General features: G+C 34.9%; 3 protein-coding genes. 2 read left to right on the top strand and 1 reads right to left on the bottom strand.

Annotated elements, in window-relative coordinates; all coding sequences use genetic code 11:
• Nucleotides 1-108 precede the first annotated feature (108 nt).
• Together ACZQCL_RS08255 and ACZQCL_RS08250 are read left to right on the top strand one after the other, a co-directional pair.
• A complete protein-coding gene (locus ACZQCL_RS08255) occupies nucleotides 109-600 on the top strand; it encodes an SOS response-associated peptidase family protein (RefSeq protein WP_227992364.1) in 492 nt (163 codons plus the stop codon).
• Nucleotides 601-610: 10 nt separating this feature from the next.
• Nucleotides 611-1,852 (top strand): alpha-L-fucosidase, encoded by a 1,242-nt coding sequence (locus ACZQCL_RS08250; protein WP_482482730.1) that lies wholly within the window; start codon nucleotides 611-613, stop codon nucleotides 1,850-1,852.
• On the opposite strand, the gene ACZQCL_RS08245 is transcribed toward ACZQCL_RS08250, so the two are convergent.
• On the bottom strand, nucleotides 1,849-2,769 hold the full coding sequence (locus ACZQCL_RS08245) for a glycosyltransferase family 2 protein (RefSeq protein ID WP_482482728.1): 921 nt from the start codon (nucleotides 2,767-2,769) through the stop codon (nucleotides 1,849-1,851). The genes ACZQCL_RS08250 and ACZQCL_RS08245 overlap by 4 nt on opposite strands.
• Nucleotides 2,770-2,903 lie beyond the last annotated feature (134 nt).

The raw sequence follows: 2,903 nt of genomic DNA, 5'->3' as shown, positions 1-2,903 counted from the left end.
TCAAAAGAATCAATACCTGCACCACGTGATGTATTGATAATTAATACACCCTTTTTTATCTGTTTTTCACAATTTTTTACAACCTCTTTCTTATGATATACTTCTAGTATGTGTACAAGCTTTCGATATACACCTAAAGTAGCCAAAGCCTTTGGTTTAGAAGAAAAAGACATTCATCCAAGTGACAAATGTCTTGTACTTACTCGAAACCAAAAGAAAATGGTGCCATTTGGGTATAAAACCAACAATTTAATCTTAAATGCTAGACAAGAAACACTTCTTGAAAAGCCTTTATTTAAAGATTCCATGCATTGTATTGTGCCTGCAGGAAGTTTCTACGAGTGGGATTTAGGTAAAAATAAAGTGGAATTTTATTGCGAGCACATTCTCTATTTTGCAGGAATTCTTATTGATGATCACCTTGTCATTGTTACCACGAATGCCAATGCATATGTAAAACCGGTGCATTCTCGAATGCCAGTCATACTCGAAAGAGAAGATATAGATCCTTGGTTAAAGGATATTTCTAGAACTAAAGAAATCTTATCCAAACCAGGCATTGTGCTTCAAAAAAAGCAGCTACAAGAACCACTTTTCTAAAGGAGATCTTATGAATATTACAGAGTTTCAAAAATCTAGATTCGGACTTTTTATCCATTGGGGAATCTATTCCATTCCAGCACGAGGTGAATGGGTCAGAAGCAACGAAGAAATGAAAGAAGAAGATTATATTCCTTTTGCGAATGAATTTGATCCCGATTTGTTTGATCCACACCAATGGGCTAAACTTGCCAAAAAAGCCGGCATGAAATATGCCGTAATGACTGCCAAACACCACGATGGATATTGTATGTTTGATACAAAGACTACAGATTGGAAGGCAAATCATGATTATGTCAGAGAATTTTTAGATGCATTTAGAGAAGAAGGATTAAAAGTCGGTCTATATTATTCCCTGCTTGATTGGCATCATCCTGACTATCCTCACTACAATGATAAGCATCATCCTGAAAGAAACAATCCAGAATACGATAAACCGATTTGTTTTTCAAACTATTTAAATTATATGCATACTCAAATCAAGGAATTACTTACAAACTATGGAAAGCTCGATATCATGTGGTTTGACTTTTCTTATGACAATATGACAAAAGATGTATGGGATGCCCATAAAATCGTAACAATGGCAAGAACCTACCAGCCAGACATGATCATCGACAATCGTCTAGAAGGAGATGGTGTACATCCTGGAACCATTATGGATGCACATCCTAGTTTTACAGCTGGCGATTTTACCTCACCTGAACAAATGATTCCTCCTCAAGGTTTACCTGTGCCTTGGGAAGCTTGTATCACCATGAATGAACATTGGGGATATTGCGCTAAGGACACGAACTATAAGTCCGCTAAGCTAATCATCCGTACTCTAGTTGAATGTGTATCCAAGGGTGGAAATATGATTTTAAATGTGGGGCCGGATGCTAGAGGACAATTTTCTAAAGAATCTATCCAAGTATTGAATGAAATCAGGGAATGGATGAAACTAAATAAAGCTTCTATTTATGGATGCACAAAATGTGAATTAGAAAAACCAGAATGGGGAAGATACACACAAAAGGGAAATAAAATTTATGCACATATTTTAGATGAGAGTATTTTTGATATACCTGTTAAAATCAAAAAAGAAAAAATCCAAGGAATAAGAAGATTGTCTGATCATTCTCAAATCAAAATTCAAACGCCTTGGAACGCAGAAAGTTTTCCTGACTATACATTTATCAATATTGATTCCAATTCACACCATTGTCCAGATCCAATTGACACGGTGATTGAAATCACATTAAAAGACTAGCTTAAATTTCGGCTAGTCTCTTTTACTATATAGATTGGTCTTTGTTTACTTTCCATATAATCTTTTGTCGTATATTGACCTAAAATAGCTACAAACAACATTTGAAGCCCACTCAAAAACAGAATCAAACATACTAAATGAAACATGGACGTGACATGTACTAACAATCCAAACAAAGTCATTAAAATCGATGAAATCATAATGGCTGTTCCAATATTACCAATCCATACAATCGGCGCTGTAGAAAAGGAAAACATACCTTCCATCGCATATGCGAATAGTTTAGAGAAATTCCATTTAGAATTACCCGCTGCTCGTTGTACATTATGAAATTCAATCCATTTTGTATCAAATCCTACAAAAGAAAATAATCCTTTCATATAGCGATTGTATTCTTTTAATTCTAGAATCGCATCCACCATTTGTCTTGACATCATACGAAAATCACCACAACCATCGCTCATATCCATTTTACACATCTTCTGCATCACCTTATAAAAAGTATGCGATAAAAAGTTACGAATCTTACCTTCACCCGTACGATCCACTCTTTTTCCTGCACAACAATCGTAGCCTTCTTCACTAACCGCCTTATACATTTCTTTTAATAATACAGGAGGATGCTGCAAATCGGCATCCATGATCACAACATAATCGCCACTTGATTTCTTTAATCCCGCAAGCATGGCAGCTTCTTTACCGAAGTTTCTAGAAAAAGAAACAAATTCACAACGATCATCCTTTAAGCTCAATGCTCTTAATATATCTTTGGTATGGTCCTTGGATCCATCATCCACAAACAACAATTCATAGGTGATTCCATCTATTTCATTCAATACTTCGCTTGTCTTTTTGTAAAACACGGAAAGAACTTCTTCTTCATTAAAACAAGGAACGACAACACTAATTTTGTTCATACAACATTTCCTCCTTCTTAGAAAATATATGAGATTTACATAAGAAATAATTGACTAAAACAGTAATCACACTGACTAAAATCTTAGATAATAAATTTGAAATATGTACGCCATCAATACAAATGGCCAATAGT

It is taken from the genome of Holdemanella sp. (genome assembly GCF_056804935.1).
This window is presented reverse-complemented; position numbering and strand designations above follow the sequence as displayed.

Bases quoted from the DNA above. Each gene is read 5' to 3' on its own strand.
- ACZQCL_RS08245 (WP_482482728.1), bottom strand. From the start codon at position 2,769: ATGAACAAAATTAGTGTTGTCGTTCCTTGTTTTAATGAAGAAGAAGTT.
- ACZQCL_RS08250 (WP_482482730.1), top strand. From the start codon at position 611: ATGAATATTACAGAGTTTCAAAAATCTAGATTCGGACTTTTTATCCAT.
- ACZQCL_RS08255 (WP_227992364.1), top strand. From the start codon at position 109: ATGTGTACAAGCTTTCGATATACACCTAAAGTAGCCAAAGCCTTTGGT.